This window comes from Moorena sp. SIO1G6 (assembly GCF_010672795.1).
Lineage (GTDB): Bacteria > Cyanobacteriota > Cyanobacteriia > Cyanobacteriales > Coleofasciculaceae > Moorena > Moorena producens.
On the sequence record NZ_JAAHFZ010000056.1, the window covers coordinates 1 to 22,643 of the forward strand.

At 44.3% G+C, this 22,643-nt stretch carries 25 protein-coding genes and 1 pseudogene; 12 read left to right on the plus strand and 14 right to left on the minus strand.

Annotated features, from left to right (window positions below):
* Nucleotides 1-430, plus strand: a 430-nt coding sequence (locus F6K63_RS29935; RefSeq protein WP_287313984.1) for a DUF4351 domain-containing protein, incomplete at its 5' end; no start/stop codon positions are given.
* 410 nt (nt 431-840) lie between these two features.
* Here F6K63_RS29935 and F6K63_RS29940 read toward each other — a convergent pair.
* The 4 genes from F6K63_RS29940 to alr form a co-directional block, all read right to left on the minus strand.
* Entirely contained in the window at nt 841-1,038 is a 198-nt protein-coding gene (locus F6K63_RS29940) for a hypothetical protein (RefSeq protein WP_154659941.1), read from the minus strand.
* Between the two features lie 14 nt (nt 1,039-1,052).
* Nucleotides 1,053-1,706 carry a translation elongation factor Ts gene (tsf, locus tag F6K63_RS29945; protein ID WP_071103951.1) on the minus strand — a complete coding sequence of 218 codons (654 nt, stop codon included), beginning with the start codon at nt 1,704-1,706 and terminating at the stop codon, nt 1,053-1,055.
* Between the two features lie 158 nt (nt 1,707-1,864).
* Complete coding sequence (rpsB, locus tag F6K63_RS29950) at nt 1,865-2,695, minus strand: 30S ribosomal protein S2 (RefSeq protein WP_071103950.1); 831 nt, start codon at nt 2,693-2,695, stop codon at nt 1,865-1,867.
* Nucleotides 2,696-3,034: 339 nt separating this feature from the next.
* Nucleotides 3,035-4,261 carry an alanine racemase gene (alr, locus tag F6K63_RS29955; protein WP_287313986.1) on the minus strand — a complete coding sequence of 409 codons (1,227 nt, stop codon included), beginning with the start codon at nt 4,259-4,261 and terminating at the stop codon, nt 3,035-3,037.
* A 490-nt stretch (nt 4,262-4,751) separates the two neighbouring features.
* Between alr and F6K63_RS29960 the strand changes: the two genes are divergently transcribed.
* Nucleotides 4,752-5,264: an inorganic diphosphatase gene (locus F6K63_RS29960; protein ID WP_008189248.1), complete on the plus strand. Its 513-nt coding sequence runs from the start codon at nt 4,752-4,754 to the stop codon at nt 5,262-5,264.
* Between the two features lie 142 nt (nt 5,265-5,406).
* Here the strand turns inward: F6K63_RS29960 and F6K63_RS29965 are convergent, their stop codons facing one another.
* Nucleotides 5,407-5,565 carry a hypothetical protein gene (locus F6K63_RS29965; RefSeq protein WP_287255664.1) on the minus strand — a complete coding sequence of 53 codons (159 nt, stop codon included), beginning with the start codon at nt 5,563-5,565 and terminating at the stop codon, nt 5,407-5,409.
* A gap of 737 nt (nt 5,566-6,302) precedes the next feature.
* Here F6K63_RS29965 and F6K63_RS29970 point away from each other — a divergent pair.
* On the plus strand, nt 6,303-7,214 hold the full coding sequence (locus F6K63_RS29970) for an MBL fold metallo-hydrolase (RefSeq protein ID WP_008189251.1): 912 nt from the start codon (nt 6,303-6,305) through the stop codon (nt 7,212-7,214).
* Nucleotides 7,215-7,830: 616 nt separating this feature from the next.
* Nucleotides 7,831-8,013 (plus strand): hypothetical protein, encoded by a 183-nt coding sequence (locus F6K63_RS29975; RefSeq protein ID WP_287313988.1) that lies wholly within the window; start codon nt 7,831-7,833, stop codon nt 8,011-8,013.
* A 301-nt stretch (nt 8,014-8,314) separates the two neighbouring features.
* Here the strand turns inward: F6K63_RS29975 and F6K63_RS29980 are convergent, their stop codons facing one another.
* Nucleotides 8,315-8,560 carry a hypothetical protein gene (locus F6K63_RS29980; protein ID WP_131826919.1) on the minus strand — a complete coding sequence of 82 codons (246 nt, stop codon included), beginning with the start codon at nt 8,558-8,560 and terminating at the stop codon, nt 8,315-8,317.
* Between the two features lie 286 nt (nt 8,561-8,846).
* Here F6K63_RS29980 and F6K63_RS29985 point away from each other — a divergent pair, with 286 nt between their 5' ends.
* On the plus strand, nt 8,847-9,125 hold the full coding sequence (locus F6K63_RS29985) for a hypothetical protein (protein WP_008189253.1): 279 nt from the start codon (nt 8,847-8,849) through the stop codon (nt 9,123-9,125).
* Nucleotides 9,126-9,309: 184 nt separating this feature from the next.
* On the opposite strand, the gene F6K63_RS29990 is transcribed toward F6K63_RS29985, so the two are convergent.
* The 3 genes from F6K63_RS29990 to F6K63_RS30000 form a co-directional block, all read right to left on the minus strand.
* Nucleotides 9,310-10,353 (minus strand): hemolysin family protein, encoded by a 1,044-nt coding sequence (locus F6K63_RS29990; protein ID WP_287253520.1) that lies wholly within the window; start codon nt 10,351-10,353, stop codon nt 9,310-9,312.
* A 500-nt stretch (nt 10,354-10,853) separates the two neighbouring features.
* Complete coding sequence (locus F6K63_RS29995; protein WP_008189255.1) at nt 10,854-11,450, minus strand: hypothetical protein; 597 nt, start codon at nt 11,448-11,450, stop codon at nt 10,854-10,856.
* A gap of 45 nt (nt 11,451-11,495) precedes the next feature.
* Nucleotides 11,496-11,714 carry a hypothetical protein gene (locus F6K63_RS30000; RefSeq protein ID WP_008189258.1) on the minus strand — a complete coding sequence of 73 codons (219 nt, stop codon included), beginning with the start codon at nt 11,712-11,714 and terminating at the stop codon, nt 11,496-11,498.
* A 207-nt stretch (nt 11,715-11,921) separates the two neighbouring features.
* On the opposite strand from F6K63_RS30000, the gene F6K63_RS30005 reads away from it, so the two are divergent.
* The gene (locus F6K63_RS30005) at nt 11,922-12,587 is read left to right on the plus strand and encodes a sigma-70 RNA polymerase sigma factor region 4 domain-containing protein (protein WP_008189259.1); all 666 of its coding nucleotides are present in this window, start codon (nt 11,922-11,924) and stop codon (nt 12,585-12,587) included.
* A gap of 87 nt (nt 12,588-12,674) precedes the next feature.
* Nucleotides 12,675-13,730, plus strand: a complete 1,056-nt coding sequence (locus F6K63_RS30010; RefSeq protein ID WP_008189262.1) for a tetratricopeptide repeat protein — start codon at nt 12,675-12,677, stop codon at nt 13,728-13,730.
* Here F6K63_RS30010 and F6K63_RS30015 read toward each other — a convergent pair.
* Nucleotides 13,720-14,250: a 2TM domain-containing protein gene (locus F6K63_RS30015; RefSeq protein ID WP_008189265.1), complete on the minus strand. Its 531-nt coding sequence runs from the start codon at nt 14,248-14,250 to the stop codon at nt 13,720-13,722. The two genes, F6K63_RS30010 and F6K63_RS30015, sit on opposite strands and share 11 nt — an antisense overlap.
* Nucleotides 14,251-14,284: 34 nt before the next feature.
* Here F6K63_RS30015 and F6K63_RS30020 point away from each other — a divergent pair, with 34 nt between their 5' ends.
* Together F6K63_RS30020 and F6K63_RS30025 are read left to right on the plus strand one after the other, a co-directional pair.
* Complete coding sequence (locus tag F6K63_RS30020; RefSeq protein WP_008189267.1) at nt 14,285-14,551, plus strand: hypothetical protein; 267 nt, start codon at nt 14,285-14,287, stop codon at nt 14,549-14,551.
* A gap of 155 nt (nt 14,552-14,706) precedes the next feature.
* Nucleotides 14,707-15,834 carry a site-2 protease family protein gene (locus F6K63_RS30025; protein ID WP_287313990.1) on the plus strand — a complete coding sequence of 376 codons (1,128 nt, stop codon included), beginning with the start codon at nt 14,707-14,709 and terminating at the stop codon, nt 15,832-15,834.
* A 104-nt stretch (nt 15,835-15,938) separates the two neighbouring features.
* Here F6K63_RS30025 and F6K63_RS30030 read toward each other — a convergent pair whose 3' ends face one another.
* Together F6K63_RS30030 and F6K63_RS30035 are read right to left on the minus strand one after the other, a co-directional pair.
* Nucleotides 15,939-17,375 (minus strand): URC4/urg3 family protein, encoded by a 1,437-nt coding sequence (locus F6K63_RS30030; RefSeq protein ID WP_287313992.1) that lies wholly within the window; start codon nt 17,373-17,375, stop codon nt 15,939-15,941.
* A 92-nt stretch (nt 17,376-17,467) separates the two neighbouring features.
* Nucleotides 17,468-18,736, minus strand: coding sequence for a GTP cyclohydrolase II (locus F6K63_RS30035; RefSeq protein WP_287297090.1), 1,269 nt, complete (start codon nt 18,734-18,736; stop codon nt 17,468-17,470).
* Nucleotides 18,737-19,058: 322 nt separating this feature from the next.
* Between F6K63_RS30035 and F6K63_RS30040 the strand changes: the two genes are divergently transcribed.
* Complete coding sequence (locus F6K63_RS30040) at nt 19,059-19,868, plus strand: PQQ-dependent sugar dehydrogenase family protein (RefSeq protein WP_008189274.1); 810 nt, start codon at nt 19,059-19,061, stop codon at nt 19,866-19,868.
* A 76-nt stretch (nt 19,869-19,944) separates the two neighbouring features.
* Here the strand turns inward: F6K63_RS30040 and F6K63_RS30045 are convergent.
* A pseudogene (locus F6K63_RS30045) lies at nt 19,945-20,152 on the minus strand (helix-turn-helix domain-containing protein); the annotation flags it as partial.
* 274 nt (nt 20,153-20,426) lie between these two features.
* Here F6K63_RS30045 and F6K63_RS30050 point away from each other — a divergent pair.
* Nucleotides 20,427-20,678, plus strand: a complete 252-nt coding sequence (locus F6K63_RS30050; protein WP_287252824.1) for a hypothetical protein — start codon at nt 20,427-20,429, stop codon at nt 20,676-20,678.
* On the opposite strand, the gene F6K63_RS30055 is transcribed toward F6K63_RS30050, so the two are convergent.
* Nucleotides 20,632-21,846 (minus strand): DUF790 family protein, encoded by a 1,215-nt coding sequence (locus F6K63_RS30055; RefSeq protein WP_008189279.1) that lies wholly within the window; start codon nt 21,844-21,846, stop codon nt 20,632-20,634. The two genes, F6K63_RS30050 and F6K63_RS30055, sit on opposite strands and share 47 nt — an antisense overlap.
* Before the next feature lie 241 nt (nt 21,847-22,087).
* On the opposite strand from F6K63_RS30055, the gene F6K63_RS30060 reads away from it, so the two are divergent.
* Entirely contained in the window at nt 22,088-22,369 is a 282-nt protein-coding gene (locus tag F6K63_RS30060) for a hypothetical protein (protein ID WP_008189281.1), read from the plus strand.
* Nucleotides 22,370-22,643 lie beyond the last annotated feature (274 nt).

Genomic DNA, 22,643 nt, shown 5'->3' on the forward strand with positions numbered 1-22,643 from the left:
CTCAATCGGATTGGGACTGGTACGGCTGGTAGTAGAACCTCAAGCCAATGTCCAACACAGAGTACGACAACTAGAAAGATGTGCGAGGGCTCTACCAGTAGCACAGCAAAGAAATGCGATAGAATTAATAGAACAAGCCTTAGTATATAAATTTCCTGAGTGTCCTTGGAGGGAATTAGAAGCGATGTTTGGACTTACTGAATGGAAACAGACCAGATTTTATCAGGAAGTGAATGCTGAAGGTCGCATTACTGAGGCACAGATTTTGGTGATGCGTCTGCTAAAAAAACGATTCCCAGAAAAGACCGAGGAAATAAACAATGTAGTTCAAGGTTTGTCTTTGTCAAATTTGGAAGGGTTAACAGATATTATTTTTGAGTTAAAAAGTTGGGAAGATTTCTTGAGCTGGTTGTCACAGTTAGACCAATAATGCTCACATGGAGTTGATACCACTCATACTCTAGAAATGCTGTGAAAAAAACTCCCAACTTTACAATGCCTTGAACACCTGGTTAGGTCAAGTCTGCCCTTGGAGCGATCAGGGCCATCTGACGACTTGCCTGTGAAAGCGTTGTGATTGGTTCCATACGGGGGCATTTAACCCCCTGGTGGAACCGCGCATTCCTCTCACACCATAATCTTTGATTTGGTGTGAGGCTCCTGCTAAACTAGCTGATCTTCCCTATCTCCCAGATGTGAGCATTCAGCTATCAGCTATTAGCTATCAGCTATCAGCTATTAGCTATCAGCTATCAGCTATCAGCTTATGGGTCACAGCGTCGAAGCCTGTGCCACGCTGTCTTGATGCAAAGCGCGAGTGGGGGAAACCACGGCAGTTGCTCATGGGGGGAACCCCCAAGACCGCACTGCCTCCCCAAGACCGCGCTGCATCGCTACTTGATGTGCTTTTGAATAAAATAAGCTGACGGCTGACGGCTGACGACTGACGGCTGACGGCTGACGGCTGACGGCTGATAGCTGAATGCTTACTCCCAGATTCACTGAAGCGTGTTGATCAAGCTCAAGGATGAAGCTCAAAGGTAAGCTTCGGTTTAAGAACCCATCTGGGCAGCAACTTCTTCAGCAAAGTTGCTTTCTTCCTTTTCAATACCTTCACCCAAAACGTAGCGAGTGAAGCGACGCACTTGGATGTTTTCACCCAACTGGGCAACACATTGCTTGACTAATTCTTCCACTGTGATGCTTTGATCACGAATGTAAGGTTGATCCATCAAGGAGAGTTCTTTAAGGCGTTTTTCAATCCTACCCTGAACAATTTTCTCTTTGATATTTTCTGGCTTTTTGCCTAGGTCATCCCTACCCATTTCAATGTCTTTTTCTTTTTGAACAATCTCTTGAGGGATGTCATCGACCTTCACGTATTCAACGTTAGGGCAAGCTGCCACTTGCATGGCGACGTTCTTGACTAGGGCTTGGAACTCGTCGCGGCGGGCAACAAAATCGGTCTCGCAGTTAATTTCTACGAGTACACCGACTCGACCACCAGTGTGGATGTAGCTGCCGATAATTCCTTCTGCTGCCACACGACCGGATTTTTTCTCAGCTGAGGTAATGCCTTTTTTCCGCAGCCATTCCATCGCTTTGGTCATGTCTCCGTCGCTTTCTACGAGAGCTTTTTTGCAATCCATCATGCCAGCGCCGGTTTTTTCCCGTAGCTCTTTGACAAGTTGTGCTGAAATTGCCATGTTGTTTTTGTTCCTACTGTTAGTGAAACTGATTACACCGTGATATCTTCCCACACTACTCGATCCGTGAGTATGGGCTTCCCAGCCCACGCTGAAAACTAGTTGATTTTTATCAAAGGGTAAATTCAGCGTAGGGCTTCAAGCTCGAAGACAACTAACTATTCTTGCTCAGTATCCTGGTTATCTCCTTGATCTACGGATTCAATTTCCTCACTTTGTTCAGTCTCTTGAATTTCCTCCTCGTCTGGGAACTCATCTAATCCCTCTTCAAATTCTTCGTATTCATATTCCTCTGCGGTGTCTAGCTCACCATGACGGCCTTCGTAAATGGCATCAGCGAGTTTACCTATGATTAGCTTAATCGACCGGATCGCATCGTCATTAGCTGGAATCGGAATATCGGCTAAATCAGGGTCGCAGTTTGTATCTAATAGTGATACTATCGGTAGACTTAGCTTTTCACATTCCAAAATAGCGTTGTACTCACGCTTTTGGTCTATGATGATAACTATGTCGGGAACCTTACGCATCATTTTGATGCCACCTAGATACTTCTGAAGCTTGCCTAGTTCCCGACGCAGCATGGAGCCTTCTTTTTTTGGCAGTAAGTCAAGGGCACCACTGGTTTCCCGACGCTCTAAATCTTTCAGTCGCTCCACCCTGGTCTTAATTGTTTCCCAGTTGGTGAGCATACCACCTAGCCAGCGCTGGTTGACATAGTAGGCACCACAACGGCTTGCCTCTTGGGCAATAATTCCAGCCGCTTGTCGCTTAGTACCCACAAACAGAAATCTTTTGCCCTGCTCTGATGAGGTGCGGATATAGTGATAAGCGTCCTCCATCAGCTGAGCTGTCTGTACCAAGTCAATGATGTGGACCCCATTACGAGCAGTGTAAATGTAAGGATCCATCTTGGGGTTCCATCGGCGAGTCTGGTGACCAAAGTGAACCCCTGACTCTAGCATTTCAGCTAAAGAAACTACAGGCATAATTTTTTAACTCCTAATTCGGGTTTAACCTCCATCCAGGTGGATTTCCCTTTAGAAACACCCGAAACCCTGGATGTGCGATGTTTACAAAACCCTTTTAGGGTAACACATTCTGAATCCCATATGGCAAAGGGATTTTTTCTTACAAGAACATTAAAATTGTTAATTGGTAAGCTATCAGCTTAAGCGCTACGCGCACGCTACTTGAGGTGCTATCAGCTATCAGCTAACGGCTGACCGCTGACCGCTGACCGCTGACCGCTGACGGCTAACGGCTGACCGCTGACCGCTGACCGCTGACCGCTGACCGCTGACCGCTGACCGCTGACCGCTGAATGCTTACCCTACTACTACACGGGGTAGTCGGTGCTTAAAACCACAAATAATTTCCCAGGAAATGGTGCCTAAAGCCATAGCCCAGTAATCTGCTGAGATTTGCTCTTCCCCATCCTGTCCAATTAAGGTAACAATTTCCCCAACTTGTATATTAGGAATATCACTAACATCGAGCATGAGCTGATCCATAGTAATTGCGCCAATCTGAGGAACTTGCTGCCCTCGGATGATGACATTGATACGATTGGAAAGATTTCGGGGAACACCGTCAGCATAGCCAATACCGACTACTGCTAGACGCATCTGTCGATTTGAAATAAATTGATGGCCATAGCTGATACCAGTGCCAGGGGGAATAGTTTTAATTTGGGTGATCCGGGCTTTTACCTGCATCACTGGCTTGAGGTGAATAACCTTTTGAAGATGCTCTGCTGGGTAGAGACCATAGAGGGCTAATCCTACACGCACCCAATCGTAGTGCAATGCTGAGTCGGTTAAGGTGGCAGCGGAATTTGCCAAGTGTAATCGGGGTGGAGTTATGCCACCAGCCTGCAATTGTGCGATCGCGTTTTTAAACCTTTGATGCTGCTGTCTCATCACTGTGGGGTCAGGACTATCAGCAGTGGCTAGATGGGAATAGACACTAGCTATTTCCAAGTTAGGTAATTGTTGGACTAAGCGTACAAACTCGATGGCATCTTGCCAAGGCATTCCCAAGCGAGACATTCCTGTATCTAGTTTCAGATGCACTGGCAGGCTTTGGTTTAGACCACTCAAGGTTTCCGAAAACACTAACGCTTGTTGAGGATTACACAGAGTTGGTTCCAATTGCCAGTGAGCGATCGCTCTGACTTGTTCTGGGGTATTAGTCGCTCCCAACAAAAGTATAGTGGCCTTAATTCCCCCTTGCCTGAGTTGAATGCCCTCTGGGACAGTAGCAACACATAGCCCCCCAGCACCAGCCTCTATCGCTGTGCGGGCAACCGTTAGAGCACCATGGCCATAGGCATCGGCTTTCACCACTGCCATTAGTTGGGTAGGATGGCGCAAAAGCTGCTGTATTTGCCGTAAATTTTGATAAAGAGCAACTTGATCAATTTCGGCCCAGGCTCGTTGGCGTAATCCAGGATAACAAGGGTCAGTTAGGCAGTCAGTATCATTCCCTAGGATTTGTGTGACAGATTCCGACTGTAATGGTGTTATACCAATCCTCTGCTGAAGCTCTCCCATAGGACTTCACTCCTCAATCACTCAGACATTACACACTCACACATTAAACACTATAGGTCGAATGACGCTTTGAAAAGTTGCTGTGAGATGTCACAATGTTCCACGGGGCTAGTAGTTCAATATAGCTGCCATTGAACGGCACCCTGCGTAAGCATATGCGCTACGCGCACGCTACGCGAACAGCAGTCAGCCGTCAGCCGTCAGCTTATTTTATTCAAAAGCACCTCAAGTAGGGTGCGCGTAGCGCATAAACTGTTCGCTTAGCGTGGCCACATGCCTTTGGCTGATAGCTGATAGCTGATAGCTGATAGCTGATAGCTGATAGCTTAGCACCCTGCTCAGGATAATCTGATCGGTTGGCTATTCTACCTACCTAAAAAATCCTGAACTATGGGATTTGTTTGGGTAAGTATTAAAGCAGCTATTAGGATGTCTTAAGCACTAAAGATGAGATAACCCACATCTGCTGTTTTTTTGAAACATATAGTTCATGGATTTATCAAAGATTCCTGCTCAACCTAAACCAGGTCTGATCAACGTTTTAATTGAAATTCCCGCAGGTAGTAAAAATAAGTATGAGTTTGACAAGGATCTAGAAGCCTTTGCCCTTGACCGGGTACTTTATGCATCGGTACACTACCCCTATGACTACGGCTTTGTCCCTAACACTCTAGCAGATGATGGTGATCCTCTTGATGGTATGGTGATAATGGATCAACCTACGTTCCCTGGTTGTGTGATTACCGCTAGACCAATCGGGATGCTGGAAATGATAGATGGAGGTGATCGGGATGAAAAAATTCTGTGTGTTCCTGACAAGGATCCTCGCTACGCTGAAGTAAAAACTCTCCAAGATATCGCGCCCCATCGGTTGGATGAAATTGCTGAATTTTTCAGGACATACAAAAATCTGGAAAAAAAAGTCACTAAAATTTTAGGATGGAAAGATCTTGATCAGGTAATGCCTTTGGTGGAAGAGTCAATCAACAACTATAAGCAGTAGGGACTGATCAAGTAGGGACTCATCGGTGAGATGAGTTCCACTAGAGTTTGTTTTCTTAGGGTAATGGTTGATGCTAGAAAGCTAGCAAAGCGATTAGCCATTCTCTGTTTTAAGGGCAAGCATAACAAAAAATACCCCAACCCTAATCAAGTAGGGTCAGGGAGTGATCCCAACAGAAGGTGACATACTCCCACACTGACTCTTTGAGTTCAGTGTGGGCTTCTTGCCAACTCCACCCAACAGTTAGGATACAAGGCCGTAGGCCACGCGGGGCGGGTTCGGCAAGCTTTATTAATGACACGGGATGCCCCTCCGCGCCGGAACATACAATGAGTTTGAGTTTTTTCTTAGGCACGTAGGTGGTGGTTAGCTCTTCATTTGTCTTCCCTACTAGATTTAGTATACACGGTCTTCGATCCTGTCCGCAATTCATCTCACACTCATGGCGTAGCATTGAGATGTGAGATGAATTGCGGATGAAGCTAAAAGATATTACCTTTTTAGGTGAGGAGATAATCAGGTGAGGATGGGATGGGGTGAGCAGTTATACTTGAGATGGGCATACACTGAGCTTTTGGTTTAGCTGTCGAGGTTAAGCTATAAGGAAATGGGCTGACTTCCGATAAATGAAAGCTGACCGATCAAGGGATAACCGATGATTTACCAGTTCCCATTCTAATTGATTGAATTAATTTGATGCGTTTGTGACATAGGTCACAAACTGTTTGTTCCTAAATCCGTGAAAATTAACCAACACTTAAGATACAGTTAAGAGAAAGCATAACTGTATCTTAACTTGTTTAGGGGGGCTGAAAGGTTCCAAATTAGAGATCTGACTAAATTACTGGGGCTGTTGTGGTTGCTTTCCCCCATCTATTTACTCTTGATGTATTCAATTTGATGTATGAAATCCGCCCACTTTAACAGAAAGTAGTGGTTAACCCTGATGGTTACTCATTTTCACCCGAGTATCCTCTAGTCGGAATCTACCAATGGGAATAATTTATAACTTAGGCTGACGTAATTCACAGATTCAAGATGCAAAATCTAGTAGCACCCACACGAGGCAACTATAAGGCTAAACCCAGCCTAAACAATGGCACTGGAGGCGACTTGAGCGTCCGATTTTGGGGCGTTAGGGGTCAAATTTCGGCTCCTGGGACAGATACCATTCGCTATGGTGGCAATACATCTTGTGTAGAGATGCGTGTTGGTAGAAAACGCTTAATCTTTGACGGTGGCAGTGGTTTGCGGGTGCTGGGAAATCATTGGCTTAAGCAAATGCCCATAGAAGCTCACATTTTTTTTTCTCATAGCCATTGGGACAGCATTCAAGGGTTTCCCTTTTTTACTCCTGCGTTTATTCCTGGTAACTGTTTTCATATCTATGGAGCAGCAGCACCTGATGGGGCATCCATTGAACAGTGTCTAGGTCAGCAAATGATTGCTCCAAATTTTCCAGTGCCCCTTCAGGTCATGCAGTCAGATCTGAAATTTCACGGGCTGAGGTCAGGTCATACAGTAACCCTAGATGATGTAACTGTAGAGGCTGTGCTTCTTAATGACTCACATCAAGCAATGGGCTATCGGGTAAACTGGCAAGGATATGCTGTTGTGTACGCCACTACTCACTCCAATGGTTGGGGTGCCATTGATGAAAATCTACGATACCTATCCCGTCAAGCAGATTTGCTAATTTTGGATGCTCCCTTTCCCCTCACAGGAGATGATCTGTCTAATTATTCACCTTTGATTTGGCAAGATCAGCGTTGGCAAACTGGCATAGCAACGGCAAAGGTGGCAGGTGTTAAGCGCATAGTTATGTCTCGTTATCATCCTGACTATAATGATGATTATCTCGACAAACTAGAAAAGCAACTCCAGTCTTTCAATGGTAATCACTTACTGGCTCGCGAGGGGATGGTTTTGCCTGTTTGTTCAAGGGTATAGGTTATTAGGTATGACTATAGTGCTGGAATTTTAGCTGAACCGCGAGAAGCCCCGCACTTTACCTTCATTGGCTAAGTGTCGTATGGGAAGCGCGGGGTAAGCTCCGGAACGAAGCTTACCAATGTGATATACTAGAAATGGTAGGGAAGATAAATAAACAGCTAACCGCCACCTACCAAATAAAAATATAACTTTTTGTATTGTTCCGGCGGGTCGGGGCATCCCGGAGACGCGCGCCTTAGAATAGGGTTTGAAGTTACCGTAAGATCAGGTCGCCTTTTTGGGTTGTAGGTTATGCAGAAAAGGTTTAAAACTGTTGTTATAAAGGCGACCTGATCTAAGGTTTCGTCTCTTGCCTTAATCATGGAGGCGCGCTTGACCCGTAATTAAATTCGCCATGGGTCGCGCCTCAAAGTTTTAACCCTTTACCCATAGCCGACTAACCATAAAGGCTGCCCCAGCGAGGGATTGCTCGCTGGGGTAACTTCTGACCGTGTCGTTAATAAAGCTTATCGTTCGCGTAGCGTGGCCTACGGCCTTGTATCCAAAAGCAGTAGCTGGAGTTGGTAAGAAGCCCGCCCTGTCCCGTTAGGGCAGCGTCGGGAGATGTCACGTAGTGTTGATATTCCCCAGAGTGTGTTCCCGTAGCGGCTCTTCGAGAGCATCGCATTTATCCCACTGGCGATGCGCGATCGCACTCTGGGGAATGCTGTTGGTTATTACTCCCTTTCGGGGTACTGATACTGAACCCAATGGTTCACCCTGGTGGTTGTCGGTTACTGGAAATCCCTCTAATTAAGTTTTCTATTAGATTAGCCCAATCCTTTAATATATAGCGCTACAGTTCAATAGTCGTCCTGTCAGGTAAATATATTTCGCAATAGTTCTCAATCATGATATTAAAGCATTAAAAATGTCTATTTGATCAGCTTGATCAGCTGGCTTGGGGCAAGTGATTGGGGAAAACGCTCCTCGTCTGAGGCAATCCCTATGCCCAAAAAAAAAGAGAGCCACGTTTTTGACTCTCTCGATCATCAGGGTGCATCTACTAATTAAAATTTATCACAAATGGTGAGGGGTGTGACCCCTCATAGAAAAAATCAGCCAAATGGCTGATACCAATGGGCTAAATACCTGTGGGATATTACCTGTCCGATATAGAGTATATTGCCCTTTTGGCTTATTTTTGCCTCAATTTCACCGGATAAGCCCAAAAATAGTGTCCTAAAGGCTATCCGATCGGACAGAAATCCAGATTCGTAATAATTCAAGGTGATGTGGAATTGGTCAAGGGGATTTAGAGCAAATTGACATAAGCGATCGCTTAATGGCAGAGATGATCTCAAGCTTGTGCCAGTGGGAAGATAACTAAAAACTGAGGTCGATACTGATCACTCAGTAAAGGCGCACAAGCATGGATCTGTATAGTGGATCTGTATATTAGTAACCAACAGAAGACTCTGTTGACTGAAGTGATGCTCTAGAAAAGACTTGAAATCCTAGGTACTTGAGTTGTGGAATCGTTCATTCGCGAAGGGTGGCCCACGGCCAAGGTTTTGATGAAATTTCCTGAAACTCTAGATTTCCTTAAGTAGTGGGTATTAGACTTAACTTAAGGTACACCCTTGTCTGATGAAATTTGCTACTATTGCCCAAGCTAAGAGAATAATAATCTTTATACTAACGTTTTGCTTAAGTGGGTGTTTTCCTCAACTTGATCAACTATTCAGAAATCCATCTTGTAGGAAAGCTGAAGAAGTTGTCAAAACAGCCCAAAATAAATTCAATAGTATAGTTTTTAATTTGACGCTAGAAAGTCCCGATCAAGAGACAATTGAAAAGCTATACTCACAACTTCAAATTCTTGAAGAATCAGAAGAAAAAGCTTATCAAATATGTCAAAAAATCTAGTTTTTTAATTTATATAGCTTGGTTTAAAGGGAACAGCGGATCTGGGAACAGCGGATCTGGGAACAGCGGATCTGGGAACAGCGGATCTGGGAACAGGAAAAGGATAGCAGCAATGCATCGCTTTTTTTATCAATCATCTGTTTACATCTCAAATAAAAATTATCTCTTTATTCTTTTCCGAAAACTAATCCTGATCAAGACCATAAGATTGCAACATTTTTTCTCGCCGTTTACGAGCAATTGCTTGTAGATCAATGTTTCGATCGGTCTCATCAACAATTTCACCGGTTAGCACCTCCAGTACATCCTCCAGGGTGACTACACCAGAAACACCCCCATATTCATCCAGTACAACCATCAGATGTTCACGGGTTTGCTGAAAGGTTTTCAGTAGCTTATCAGCCCGAACAGTTTCAGGGACAAAGCGGACTTGACGAATCAGAGAAGCAAGGGGTTGGTTATGTTTTTCTTCAATGATTGCTGTGAGTAACTCATCTTTGAGAGCAATTCCAATAACTTTATCAATAGAGTCTTCAACCACAGGCATCCGGGTGTGAGGCGAAGCAATAATGCTTGGTTTAGCGTCAGCCAAAGTGGTATTACCATGTAAATAGGTGGTTAGGATTCGCGGCGTCATTAAATCAGATGCAGTCAAATCATTTAACTGAAATACTCGTTGGATCATTTCTGCTTCATCATCTTCAATCACCCCTTCTTGATACCCAACCTTCGCTAAAAACCGGATTTCCGCCTCATTGGTGGTAGGAAGTTTTTGACCTTTAGTAAACGGAGCAGTAATTTTTTCCATCAACCACACCAGAGGGGTAAACACAACGGTTAAGAACCGAACTGGTAGAGCCACGAGTAGGGCGATGTTTTGGGCGTAGATCTGACCAAGGGTTTTCGGGACAATTTCCCCAAATACAATAATGAGAAAGGTAAATAGACCTGAAAAAACCCCCAACCAAGCCTCTCCTAAGACCCTAGCAGCAAGGGAACCAATTACGATGCTGCCAACAATGTTGAAGGTGTTGTTGAGAATAACAATGGTAGCTATGGGCCGGTTCATGTTTTTGCGAATCGCCAGTAGTGCTAACGGTGTAGGCTTGTTTGACTGCGCTAACTGTCGGACTTTAACGATAGGCACTGAAAACAAAGCCGTTTCTGCCATAGCACAGATGGCTGAACCCAACAGAACAATAAGTACTGCGATAATGACTTCAAACATGTTGACACTCCCCGTCCTATAAGGACGGGGATTCTTACTTCAACGAGCTGTCTTGCCAAACCAGGTCGGAACCAGGAAAGGTAGAGGACAATTCTCCATAAGAGTTTAGATATTATAGATCTAGGTTTCGGTGTGCCCCACCGTACCTTACCTTTTTTTTACATATAGATAGATACTTTTTTTATCTAATTTTTTTTCATAGACGTTTAAGTCGTTAGACCAAATTACGCAATATGTATCTCTTACATATTTTTTACGTTGTCTACTTATGATTAGATAGTATTTATCTAGTTTTTGGTTTCTTGTTTATACTTTTATAATAACACGCAGTGCGAAAACTGTCAAGTTTTAACTTAAAAAGAAAGCCGTCCTATAAGGACGGGGCGCGATTACCCAAAATTTTTGGTAAATGTGATTAGGCGTAAAACCTTAGGCTGGTGCGCTACGCGCAATTGTTACCCGCCTAATCCCTGATTAACTCACCATTATTGATTTAACCGCTAATTAGAAACTTCTGCCAGTTCAATTACACGATCGTCCACATCCTTGACCAAAAAGTTCAGGGGCTTGAGGGTGCGCACTTTGTATTTCAGCCGTCTCATCTGCACCAGCATCAAAACTTGATCCAAGCACTCATGGTCAAAGCACACGTGACGTTGTTGGTTTTTATTGCCCAAGCTAGCTCCGGAAATCACGTGGAGCTGGGTATTCTTCTTTAACTGGTACCATAGCCCATCAGCACCACTGAACTGGGTCGCTTGGGTGGTTCCCAGATTGGTTGACATATATAGGGGGTCAATGCTGGTACTCCCCATGGTTTGCTCGTAATTATAGTAGTAATGTAGGGGGACTTCTGCTGCGGATAACTCTAGCAAGCCTTCATAAAACTGTCGCGCTATTGCCAAATCAGACACCATGATGGTGTGAACTTTTGGAGCGCTGGTCAAAAACATCCACATGGCAAAGGCATAGGCCCCTAGGAGCATCACCATGATACCTTGAGTGGAAAACAGGCTATCTAAAGGCAAAGAGGGTAAAAATGCGCCAAGAGGCAGGGGCGAAGTTAGCCAGGAAATAATATCAACTGATAGAATCATAAACTTAAACAGAGTTAGCAACTGGATAAATTAGTTTAAAGGTCCTTATGAACTTTTTGTCCAATCGTAGGTAATATTATTACCATCAGACATTGAGGTGCGACCCAAGGCCGTGAGCAATCCCTCACGGCCTTGGAGGCGCGCACCTTGGCGATGGCCTTTGGGCCACGCTACGCGAACGCTTTTTCTCAATTTTAGCTTCAACTGAAGGAGCATCGGAGCACCACAGGTTGTAGACTTGGTATCGGCATCCATCTCCTTCATCTTGAGGTCTAGTCCAGACCTAGGATACTAGGTTTGGAGATTGATCAACTCCAATGCCAGTTAATCATCGGCATTTCCCCTTTCTCAACACGAGGGGGTTGTGGTGAGATCAGGATGCATCTACAGGTGCGACCTGTGGCGAATTAAATTCCCTAAGGTCAAGGGCACCTCTCTAATTCTCCTAATTACAGGTTTTATTGAAAGATTGTGCAAATTCCCAATTTTCCTGAATCTAAGCATCCACTTATTAAATCACTGTTTCATCATAGTGATCAGGAATTGCTGACTTTGTTTCAGCGTCATCGGTCTGAAGGGAAGTACTTTACAGCAATTTTCTGTCGCTACAGTCCTATTGTCTATACATTAGTGCGCCACTCAGCGCGATCGCCTGTACAGGCGGAATATCTATTTGCTCTGACTTGGCGTCACATCTATCACGAACTGGGTGGCATGGATTTGCGGGAGGATTATGGACTAGAGTCAACGTCCTTCCAAAACCAGATTATAAACCTAACGGCGGTTTGTATTAACCAGGCAGACTTGCCACCAGTGGAATCTATTCACTATAACCTGAATTTAGCACCACCACCCTTGTGGTGTTATCTGGAAATGGCATTGGAACAGCTGCCACCAGCGGTGCGGTTGATGGTAATCATGGCTCAGACCTTTCACTGGAGTGAAACGCGAATTGCGGCTTATCTGCAAGCGGAGGGAGAAATGATTACTCCAGCTCAAGTCAGAACTGAACTCCAAGAAGGCTATGAACTGTTGGAAGCTGCTTTACCAGATGATATTCGGGTGGTCTATCTGGGGGTCGAAGCCAAGAATCGAGAAGAATCTGATCTATTTGCAGTACCGGTTTTGAGTGAATAAGGGGCGGTTAGTTTGCACCCTTGATCGGGGTACTTTGATTATAGGTTCAACAATAGCAGAAACGTTGATCAAACGGAGTCTTTTGGTATGGCGAATCATAGCAGGTTGCTGACTAGTCTTTCCGGAATCATAGCGCTAGCCTTTATTCCCTTGGTAATGTTGGCTAGCCCTATGGCTTGGGGTCAGACTCGGAGCATCGACCAACAACTGGCAATCCCTTTAGACAATCGTAGTGACCGCAGAGCAAGAAATCGGGCAGATTTTTTCCTGGAACAGTCAGAGCTGGCCAAACAGAGTGGTAACTTGAACGAAGCGATCGCGTATTTGTCCCAAGCGGGAGAAATTTATCAGCAAATTGGTGACTTTGAGGGATTGGGTAAGACTTACAATTCCCTAGGTCAGACTTACGCCAAGTTGGGACGCTATCAAGATGCAGAGCGAGCCTTGCGCCGAGGCTTGGGTGCTGCCCGTTCTCAACAAAGTTTTCAGCCACAGATTTATAGTATAAATAATATTGGAATATTATTGCTGCAAACGAGAAACCTCAAAGCGGCTCAGGAAGCTTTTACGGAAGCACTGACCATTTCCCGTACTATTAAGGATGATGACGGTGAAGGGTTGAGTCTGAATAATTTAGGCTTAGTGGCAGCTCAAGGGGGAAATTATCCCGAGGCGATTAAGTGGTATGAAGCTGCCCTAGTTTTACGGCGTCGCTCTCGGGATAAGTTGGGTGAGACGAATATCCGGAATAACTTGGGAGATGCCTATCTCGCCGCTAGACGGGAAAAAGATGCTTTGTATTCTTACCGCATTGCCCAGATACTGGCTGAGAAAGTTGACAATGTGTTCAATCAGATTCGTGCTATTAAGGGTATAGCGTTAACCCATATCGCTACAGGTAAGAATCGGCAAGCGGTGAAAGCACTGAAGGAATATCTGGCTTTGGCACAAGAACAAAACAATCGCCGTGAAGAGCTTGTTGCTCTAAAGTTGTTTGCCCAGTTATATCAAGACACTGGTAACTTGTTGGAAGCTCGGGCTTTTTATGAAAAAGCGATCGCAGTGGCTCATGCTTTAGGAGATATTCAGGAAGAAACATTGTTGATGAGCGATTTAGCTCAAATTATTTATGTTAGTCCTTAGTAGTTAGTCCTTGGTCTTGAATCCAGTTTTTGAGACTAGAATAAGTTGATTGGGCTATCTGTTTGACCTGGTTTTGAAGTTTCCATTTTTGGAAAGCTCTTTCGTAGTCATCGCCCTGTACTTGATAAGTATTCCAGGCTCTGAGTGCTATCCACAAACCCCAGAACAAGAAAATATATAAAGACCAAGACAGGGCAGCAAAGTTAAAACCAACGTTAATTAGATTAATCGCCAATAAAAAACTATTAACGATTACAAATTTTCCAAAACTTTTTTTGAATTGGCTACGTCGGTAGCTATTGAATTCATGACGTTTTTGCTGTTCTTGTTGTTGGGCTAGCCATTCTCGTTCTGCTTCCAAGAGAGTGTGGATTGAAATCCCTAATTCTGAAGCAATTTCCACCAACTGTTCACGGGAAAATTCTTCAACCATTTCCTGACGTGCCAGGGCTAGATTGAGGATTTGCTGGATGTCTTGTTGGTTGTAAGAGTGGGTGCTTTTGGTTTGAAAGACGGACATCGTTTAGTCAGTTTTACTAGTAGGAAGGGGGGTAGTGCTTAAAGAAGATGTTGCTCTAAACACGCTTGAGCTAAGAGCGGTGCTTAATTTTATTATGCCGATGGAAACAGAGAGGGGTCAAACCACCTGCATTCCTAAAACCGCACTAAGCGTGGACGGATTTTACGGCATTTTAGCAATCGGCAAATCTTTTACATTTCGTTACGATAGAACCATGAAAGACGAAACTACTATCGAGTTGCCTTCAGGTAGGTTAATTGTTCATTGCTCTTGGTTGATTGTTGATTGGCAAAAGCGATAAACCCTTTACTGCCAAGGATAACTGGCAATGGTATCATGAACTATTTTTCATGAACTATTTTTCATGAAATGTTAACTATGAACCATAACCTATCTACTACCTTAGAAGCCAACTTGGTATAAAAAAACGTCTTAGGAGAGTTTGAGGTAGTCTGCATGAACGGCAGTATTCGTGTTGGGAATTTATTTGGGATTCCCTTTTATGTGAATCCAAGCTGGTTTCTAGTCCTAGCTTTAGTCACCTTTGATTTCGGAGGTGACTTAACAAATTTTTCAGGATTGAGCGGTGTTTTGCCATGGTTTTTAGGATTTGTGACTGCACTTTTGTTATTTGCCTCTGTCTTAGCTCATGAACTAGGACACAGTTTTGTAGCGATTCAGCAGGGAATTGAGGTTAAATCTATCACTCTCTTCCTATTTGGTGGTCTAGCTAGCCTGGAGAAAGAATCAAAAAGTCCACTAGAGGCGTTCTTAGTTGCGATTGCTGGTCCAGCTGTTAGTTTGCTACTATTTGCTCTACTCTATTCCGTTCAGGCTAATGCTAATCTAGCTAGTTCATTGGCATCAATTGTTGGACTCCTCGCCTCCATCAATTTGGCTTTAGCATTGTTCAACTTAATTCCTGGCTTACCCCTAGATGGGGGTAACATCCTGAAGGCACTGGTTTGGCAAGTTACGGACAACCCACACAAAGGTGTGTTATTTGCTAGCCGTGTTGGTCAGTTCTTTGGTTGGGGAGGAATTATTTATGGAGTGCTTCCAATCCTACTTTATGGTAGCTTTAATGGCATCTGGTTTGCCTTAATTGGTTTGTTCTTGCTCCAAAATGCTGGCATGTCTGCCCAATCTGCTATGGTTCAAGACCAGCTCGATGGGTTGACAGCAGAAGATGCGGTCATTGCCAACAGCCCAATTGTATTCGCTGATTTGTCTCTAAGGGAGTTTGCCAACGAGTACATTATCGGTAAAAATCAGTGGCGCAAGTTTGTAGTAACTGATGAAGCGGGCCAACTGCTAGGAGTTGTGATAGTCGATGATCTCAAAACTGTTCCTACCTCTAATTGGCCGGTGACTCCAGTAAGAGCACTGATGAAGTCTGTTAAGACTTTGAGAACTGTTCAATCAGACCATTCCCTGTTAGACGTTGTCAAAATTATGGAGAAAGAGCAGCTAGAGCAGCTACCTGTGGTTAGTGAGAAGGGTGTAGTTGTGGGAATTCTGGATACAGCTTCCATTCGCAGTATCCTCGAAGAACGAAAAAAGGCTATTGAGGGTAAGGGGTAAGGGGTAAGGGGTAAGGGGTAATGGGTAATGGGTAATGGGTAACTGAACCAACTACTAGATCACCCAACTAGACTTGAGTACCCAATTGAGCAGGTCAAATTTTGTCAAAAGACTGTGCCATCACTTTCTATCTGAATCGGGGAAGAGCCTCCTGGTCTTAATTGAGCAGCAATTCTACGTCCTGCTGTCCAAGTTCCTCCTTGTAAAACTTTTACTAGTGGCAATTCAGTAGCACTCAGGTTCAGTTGTTGACGAATAGTTCCTGCTATTTGATCTAGCAAACTAACGGTGAGTGCTCGCCACTCAATAATCACTTCGGAGCTGGGTAAGTGAGACTGTTGTAAAATAGCGCTATCCTTGACTTCTAGTAATCCTAGATCTAAACATAAGCCCCCATTTCGATATTCTGCTAGGCCGGTCAACTGCTCAAGTTCAGTAATCTCTAAACCCAGTTCCTGCAATGGCTCTAATAGGGAGTAAGTTAACCACTGGGAGAGTTTGTGAAATGGTACATACTCGGAACCATAGTTATCCCCTTTGAGAGCAGAATGTTGCCACACATCCCCTAAGTTGACCCCTGCTATGGATTCTCGTCTTGGCCAAATATCCCCTAATCCTTCGAGGACGGTGCTGAATAGGTTAGTGGCACTCAGAAGGTTGGCAGGTTCACAGGTTGCAGGTTGTTGGTTGCCAGGTTGTAGGTTAGCTGGTTGACAAGTTGCAGGTTGCTCTTGGGCCGGTTGTGAATCTGTAAGTGGCTTGACCCAGGTTTGGTTATCTTGGCAACTTTCAAGGTTCAAGTTGCTATCCTGCAATCCCTTGGTAACCTGCAACTTATCTAGCAATTGGTAATTTACCAAGTCATTTACCAAGTAATTTACTAAGTTGCCAGGACGAGGATTGACTTTGCCAAACATCTGTGGTATAATAGCTAGGGATTGCCCTAAGCGCTGTAGTAAGGCTAGCCTACCCTCTATGCCTATGAGTGGATTGGTTTGACTGACCTGGAATCCCTGGGCTAAGTGGTGGGCACTCAAGGATTGAAGTCCTTTGGCATCGACTTGCCAAGGTAGGTCTGGGTCGCTGGAGAAAGCTCCCTGACAGAACATGCGGAAACTAGCAACGGCTAATCCTTCGGAACGGCGAAACACTAGTCCGGTTTCTGGTTCATGATACTGCCAATTGCTGCCAGCTCCAGCATCGAGCAGGACGCTAATGATGACTAAGTCGAATTTGGTTTGGGCTTTTTGGAGTGGAGTGAATCCTGCCAATTTCTGGTCTAGTTCCCGAAGACGAGGGACATTTCCTACCTCAAAATGCCGCCAGCGACTATGAAATGGAATCTGGAAATCGGGGTAGTGCTGGTGCATTACCTCGATGACATAGTTAGCTACTTGCTCTAGCTTGGTTAAATTGCAGCGAAAGTACTGCAACTGGTCAGCACTAGCTAAGGTGAAAATGCGATCGCATCTCTCCCGAATTGCCAATGGGGTTCTTAAGTAAGCGATTAACTGCTGTTGTGCATTCTCCAGAGGTGACATAGGTAACAGGGAATTAGGGAATAGGCAATGCGGGGTTAACTAAGCACTATTGACTATTGACTATTGACTATTGTGACTATTGACGATAAATACTAATCGGCTAAACCGCGCCCTTGAATTTCAGCTAATGCGATCGCATCTTGTTCAGTTGTATTTTCAGTGTAATAACCAGCAGCTTTTTTGGCAGCGATTTCTACTTGGGCATCAGCGGGAATTAAATGTTCTGGAATGGGAATGCGCTGAATAATCTCAATACCGGATTCAACGATAGCGTTATATTTCATATCGCTCATGGAGACAAAACGGTCAATTCGTTTAATTCCCAGCCAATTGAGCACATCAGGCATTAGTTCTTGGAAGCGCATATCTTGAACCCCAGCGACACACTCTGTACGGTTGAAGTAGGCATTAGCGCTATCACCTCCTTGCTGACGTTTCCGGGCATTATACACTAGAAACTTAGTTACTTCACCTAAGGCGCGACCTTCTTTACGGAAATAAACAATGACACCTGCACCTCCAGCTTGGGCTGTTTGGACACAGACTTCTAGACCATGGACTAGATAGGGACGACAGGTGCAGATGTCGGAACCGAAAACATCAGAACCATTACATTCATCATGAACTCGTACAGCCAGCAGTCGATTGGGTTCAGTAATGGCTGCTACATCACCAATTAAATAAACAGTGATACCACCAATGGGGGGTAAGAATACCGTTAAATCGGGGCGGGTGATCAGTTCCGGGAACATGCCACCGGTTTGCTGGAATAGAGCACGGCGCAGGTAACTTTCCTGAATGTCCAATCGCTGGGCAATTCCCGGTAGATACCAAACCGGGTCAATTGCTACTTTAGTGACTACTAAACTACCATCGTTTTTAATAATTTTGCCATCAATTGCTAAACGCTTTTTATCTACAGCATCCTGTAGTTCTGGCATATTAATATGAGCTTTGGTGATGGCAATCGTGGGTCTAATGTCATATCCCTGCTGATATAAATCGCTATAAACCTCACCTACCATCGCCCCAAAGGGGTCGAGAGAGACAATCAAATTAGGGTCAGTCCAACTGGGATGAGGACCAATGGGAACGATGGGAGCAGTGTTGGTGAGATCCGGGCGGTGATTGGGCTCGAGTGTGCCACTGGCTACGGCTAAAGCTCGATACACTGAATAGGAGCCTGAGTGAGTACCAATAACATTGCGATGAGCTGAGTTAACTAAGGTACCGACAATAGGTCCTCGTTTGAGGGGGTCACTTTCTCCCCAGTTAATTGCTGGAGAATTGCATCTAGAAGAGTTAGGATGGGAGGTTAAAACAATATGCTTGGGTTTGGTTATAGTTTTTGAATCTTCCATTATAGTTAATCTGTAGAATGCACCAACGAGTGTCTAGGTCTTAGTATCTAAGACTTGGTTAATAGGGATAAACTACTATAGTAACAATTTATAACAGGACTATCAGTAGTTTCTATTACTATTGCTATAGTGGGCAAGAATTATGCAACCAGTGCCTTGATCTGTAACATACAAAAAACCACATTATGCCACCATGACTCCAACCTAAATTGCTCACAATCTAGTCTCACAAGCTAGTTATAACAAGGGGTTTCGTATTTTTGGATTTATTATATTTTTAGCGTCCGCGCTCTTAACTTAGGGGCATTCATATTATGTATCTATGAAAAAAAATCGCCTTCTATGTTTTATTTTATCACTATTATTGGTCATCTTTGCTGTTGGCAGGATTTCTTCTGCCCAGATAACCGATCCCATTCCCGAGCAAATTAAAAAGTCAGAACTCTCTGTGGGATTGGAAGAAGTTGTTCAAATTCCCAATAGTGGAACTGGAAGAAACAAAGCTGCTCGCTTGAACCTGCTTACCCATGCAGGAGATGGTAGCGGACGATTATTTGTTAACGATATGCGTGGCAAGTTGTATGTCATTGTTGACGGCACTGCTACTGTTTATATGAATCTGAAAAAATTAATTTGTGCAGACTTTACTTATGAAACTCCTCAACAGGGCTTCGCTTATTTTGCTTTTCATCCAGAATTTGCTCAGAATGGAATTTTTTATACTGTAACTAGCGAAGTTAAAACTGGCAGTACTCCTGACTTCCCCGTTACCAAACCAATTATTGACAGTAACAAGAAGATTATCGAAAGTGCCCACCACGATGTAATTCGCGAGTGGAAGGCAACAAACCCTTCTAGCAATACTTTTGTCGGAACATCCCGTGAGATTTTGCGCATTGAAGAGCCTTACCCAGATCATAATGTTGGACAATTGGGCTTTAATCCCAATGCTAAACCAGGGGATGATGATTATGGCTTGCTCTACATTGCTGTAGCTGATGGCGGTAGTGATGGCTACCCTGTTAGCGATACCGAAGCTCACGGACGTTGGGTCTTTTTGGCATGGTCTCGGTGGGTTTTTCGGTGGCCGCTCATCAGGATTCACCATGGCTCAATTACTTGTCTGTTCTGAGTTTCACACGACTTGAACCCTGAGGCAATCCCCCCTCTTGACAAAAGGCTTTTTCTCTTAACTTGTCACCAATGACCGGGGGCTTTCTTCTCGCAAATCTTTCCAATGCTAGCGCTTCCCCTTTCTCTAGAAATCCCTGGCGGATTCGACCCACTGTGTTGCGATGCCGATTCAGAGCTTGAGGGATTTCGTTATCTGTCCATGAACTCGATTGCCAGCTCTCCTTCATCGGACATCAAAAAGATTTGTGCATGAAGGATTTTTTGGGCTGGTGCCTGTCCATCATTCAACTCCAAGGGGACTCCCGTTATACCCGCGCATGTTAGCGGGAGGGGAATTGGAGACTGGATCTGTTGCGCTTTTTGATAATCTATGCTAGGATTATCGTATATTAATGGACCTTTTAGGTGCCGGTCGGCAAGCTGAAAAGCCTCTGCTAGAAGGATAAACCAATAAAAACCTTGAAAAAGTAAGCCCAATGATTTGAACGGAGGGTGTAGAGGCTGTTTGGCTCAGCCGTTAAGGGTTTTATACTCTTAAGAATCCCTCACTATAATCTTGGCCAAAAGGCCACGCTACGCGAAAGATTTAGTGATGGGAGTGTCAATCCGGCTAATTGCTTCGAGTCAATGCCAATGCTCTGTACTCAGTGCCATCTTGTCCCGTCTTCCTCTACCCATGGTTCTCACCGCTCCCTGGCTCTATTACACTAATTTAACATGGTCACTCCACTACGCACTTAACAAGAATACATTTTCCCAAACTATTCCAAAAGCTCCAACACAGCTTTCGGTGAAAGTTTATCCTTAAACCAAACAACTTGAGCTGGCAAATTCTTCACCGTAACCCCAGCTTTATCCAAATTTAACCGTTCCGAAATCGCCAGAATCAAATTGTCACATTCGGCCTTGCGCACCTGAGCGAATTTCTTCTTTAAATACTCTGGACGCCAGTAACCAATAATTTCTAATAGGAAATTTCGCCCATCAGGATGAACAATCCGAAAGTCGGGCACCATCACACTACCAGGAATAGGAATTAAATCCACTTCTCGCTCTAATACCCACTCAGTTTTCTGAGATTCCCAACGCTTAGCAAAGGAAGCCTCTAACATACTGTCGTAAGGTTTACCAGGGGGATAGTGAGTCACCAAGCCACAGCGGTCATTAAGGCTAAAATGCCCCGTCTTGATCGTACCGCTGTAAGAGTCACGGCTTTGTAAGGTAGCCTTGAGACTCCATTTAGTAACGTGTAGTAAGGCTGGAATCAGTTTTGCGATCGCTAAACCATAGCGAGTACTCGGCTTAAATAAACTAGTCGGTCCATCAATAGTAATCGTGAAGCCATGGTCCGCATCCCCTTCAATGTAAGTCATCAGCTGAAACAACTTCAAATAGCGGATTAATAGCTTATACTCCCCTGGAACATTCCGATGAGCATTCAGAGTCATCTCAGATGCCCGATAAAAAATACCCTGAACTTGAGATAAATTATAGCGATGCAGTAATGCCTCTGGTGCTGGGTGATCGAATTGAGTCAGAATACGATTTTCTTGTAAATCCGCATAAAGTCCTTTAGAAATTTGCTCAGGCAACACTTCCTGGTTTAATTCCTCAGATAAAGCAGTGCTCAGGCTTTCTAGAGTAGTCTGAGTTGCCTGGCGACTAGGAACAGATTGAGCCGCCAGGGCAAAAACTCGTTGGCGGAGTGCCTTAGGGTCTATGGGGCTAACAACTTCAAAGGTACTGAAGCTCGTTTTAAGAATATGGGCTAAACCTCGTTTAACCCGGTAGTCAGGGCTATCTCCTTCCCAATCCAACAACTTACGGTCTAGTTCCCCTTGGGTACTACCAGTAGCCTCAATAAAGCAGTGGATTAACTCAGCTGCCATAGCACAGGTCTGATTGTTAATCAGCAACCGTTTGGGAATGATTTCTTCGCCATTTTGTCTACTAATTAGCAAATCAGTCGGTAGCATTAATAATTAAGTGTTTTTTTTCTTTCTTTGCTGTGATATCTTGCTTGTAATGGCGGTGTCATGATAAAGAGCAACGGGTAAAGACACTGCCAGCTTGCCTGGTACAGAGAGTAAATGGTCAAGGAGGTTCCTAGTCAACTGTCTTTTCTAGCATCAAAATTTATTCTTTACTCACAATACTTCCTTTGACCCTAACCATTCAGGTTGGCTCGATTGAATTATACAGAGGTGCTAAATAATCATGAAAATCGCTCTATCCCCAGAATCGCCATTTTTGATTTCCCACCGACTAAAGCATAAATCTGTGGCGTCTACACCTGAACGCCAATCCAACCTGGACATAGAGACAATGGTAAACCAGATGATTACCAGGGGTCAATTGAGCCGTCAAGAGTATCTACAGCTGACGAGTGCCTTCCTCTGCGATTACAATATAAGCGACGCAGAACGCCACCAGATTAATCGGATATTTGATCATGTTCAGACTGGTCGTGTGAAATTAGTTGATTGTCAAGTTACTTGATTAGGGACGCACAGTGATAACTACCCACACTTTCGAGACCGGAAAGTGTGGGATGACAACCAAGCCTTTGTTATTAGCCGTTATTAGCCTCAGGGTTTCCTTAAGACATCCATCTTGGTTGTGATTATCTCAGAAATACTACCTTACCCCAGACTAGATAAGCACTCCCCCGTGAGCATCCTGATGGATGGGACATTGTTTTAACTGTTGTCAAAGCGCATCTGACAGGCATTGAATCCCACAACCCCCTTACCGCTAGGAGGTGGGGCTTGAA

What these genes read in the sequence shown, in the direction of transcription:
- tsf (WP_071103951.1), bottom strand. Translation starts at nt 1,706, where the DNA reads ATGGCAATTTCAGCACAACTTGTCAAAGAGCTACGGGAAAAAACCGGC.
- rpsB (WP_071103950.1), bottom strand. Translation starts at nt 2,695, where the DNA reads ATGCCTGTAGTTTCTTTAGCTGAAATGCTAGAGTCAGGGGTTCACTTT.
- alr (WP_287313986.1), bottom strand. Translation starts at nt 4,261, where the DNA reads ATGGGAGAGCTTCAGCAGAGGATTGGTATAACACCATTACAGTCGGAA.
- F6K63_RS29960 (WP_008189248.1), top strand. Translation starts at nt 4,752, where the DNA reads ATGGATTTATCAAAGATTCCTGCTCAACCTAAACCAGGTCTGATCAAC.
- F6K63_RS29970 (WP_008189251.1), top strand. Translation starts at nt 6,303, where the DNA reads ATGCAAAATCTAGTAGCACCCACACGAGGCAACTATAAGGCTAAACCC.
- F6K63_RS29985 (WP_008189253.1), top strand. Translation starts at nt 8,847, where the DNA reads ATGAAATTTGCTACTATTGCCCAAGCTAAGAGAATAATAATCTTTATA.
- F6K63_RS29990 (WP_287253520.1), bottom strand. Translation starts at nt 10,353, where the DNA reads ATGTTTGAAGTCATTATCGCAGTACTTATTGTTCTGTTGGGTTCAGCC.
- F6K63_RS29995 (WP_008189255.1), bottom strand. Translation starts at nt 11,450, where the DNA reads ATGATTCTATCAGTTGATATTATTTCCTGGCTAACTTCGCCCCTGCCT.
- F6K63_RS30000 (WP_008189258.1), bottom strand. Translation starts at nt 11,714, where the DNA reads ATGAAGGAGATGGATGCCGATACCAAGTCTACAACCTGTGGTGCTCCG.
- F6K63_RS30010 (WP_008189262.1), top strand. Translation starts at nt 12,675, where the DNA reads ATGGCGAATCATAGCAGGTTGCTGACTAGTCTTTCCGGAATCATAGCG.
- F6K63_RS30015 (WP_008189265.1), bottom strand. Translation starts at nt 14,250, where the DNA reads ATGTCCGTCTTTCAAACCAAAAGCACCCACTCTTACAACCAACAAGAC.
- F6K63_RS30025 (WP_287313990.1), top strand. Translation starts at nt 14,707, where the DNA reads ATGAACGGCAGTATTCGTGTTGGGAATTTATTTGGGATTCCCTTTTAT.
- F6K63_RS30030 (WP_287313992.1), bottom strand. Translation starts at nt 17,375, where the DNA reads ATGTCACCTCTGGAGAATGCACAACAGCAGTTAATCGCTTACTTAAGA.
- F6K63_RS30035 (WP_287297090.1), bottom strand. Translation starts at nt 18,736, where the DNA reads ATGGAAGATTCAAAAACTATAACCAAACCCAAGCATATTGTTTTAACC.
- F6K63_RS30040 (WP_008189274.1), top strand. Translation starts at nt 19,059, where the DNA reads ATGAAAAAAAATCGCCTTCTATGTTTTATTTTATCACTATTATTGGTC.
- F6K63_RS30055 (WP_008189279.1), bottom strand. Translation starts at nt 21,846, where the DNA reads ATGCTACCGACTGATTTGCTAATTAGTAGACAAAATGGCGAAGAAATC.
- F6K63_RS30060 (WP_008189281.1), top strand. Translation starts at nt 22,088, where the DNA reads ATGAAAATCGCTCTATCCCCAGAATCGCCATTTTTGATTTCCCACCGA.